The sequence below is a fragment of the Pseudomonas sp. EGD-AK9 genome (assembly GCF_000465935.2).
GTDB lineage: Bacteria > Pseudomonadota > Gammaproteobacteria > Pseudomonadales > Pseudomonadaceae > Aquipseudomonas.
In genome coordinates, this window is record NZ_AVOF01000802.1 from 1 (window position 1) to 690 (window position 690).

1 protein-coding gene and 1 pseudogene are annotated in these 690 nt (G+C 68.7%); both read right to left on the bottom strand.

The genetic code is table 11. The features are described from left to right. Nucleotides 1–102: 102 nt before the first annotated feature. Nucleotides 103–396 (bottom strand): YcgL domain-containing protein, encoded by a 294-nt coding sequence (locus N878_RS24265; RefSeq protein ID WP_021446077.1) that lies wholly within the window; start codon nt 394–396, stop codon nt 103–105. After that, nucleotides 393–690 (bottom strand): annotated as a pseudogene (locus N878_RS24270) (ribonuclease D); the annotation flags it as partial. The gene N878_RS24265 and the pseudogene N878_RS24270, both read right to left, overlap by 4 nt.

The window sequence follows — 690 nt, forward strand, 5'->3', positions numbered from 1 at the left end:
GACGGGGTCGGCGCCGGCCAGCAGCGCCAACTCGGGCCGCGCCGCGCGAATCAGCTCGGCGTAGCGCCCGTGGTCGTGCTCGGCGATCAGCAGGCGCATGGTTCAGACTGGGTCGTTGCGACGCAGCAGTTCGTCCGGGAGGTGCTCGATGTACTCCTCCTCCGGCGGCGGCATCTGCAGGTGGTAGCCCTGCTTCTCCAGGTTCTCCAACACCTGGGCGATGTCCTCGCGAGCCAGTTGCCGCTCGGGGCTGAGCACCAGGTCGAAGGCGTGCACCGGCGCGCCGAACACGCCGAGCAGGCCCTCCGGTACCCGGCTCAGGGCGTCGGCCTTGAGCACGTAGAGGTACATCTCGTTCTTGCGTGGGCTCTTGTAGATGGAACAGATGCGTTTCACGCGGATTCTCCTTCGGCGGCCAGGCAGTCGAGCAGCGCCTGGCCCATCAACTCCCGGCGCCAACCGCGCAGGGACTCGGGCAATTGGTAGGGACCGCTGGGGTAGCCGCTCTTCAGCAGGGCTTCCAGGGTCTTCTTGCGCAGCATCAGCTCGGGCACTATCTCTAGGCGCTCGCCCTCGCGCTGGCCGATGGCACGCAGTTTCTTCAGCAGCGCCGAAGCCTCCACCGGCAACGGCTCGGGCAGCGCCTCGGGCCACTCGCCCGGCGGCAGCGCGGCGGCCTCGCGGATCAGC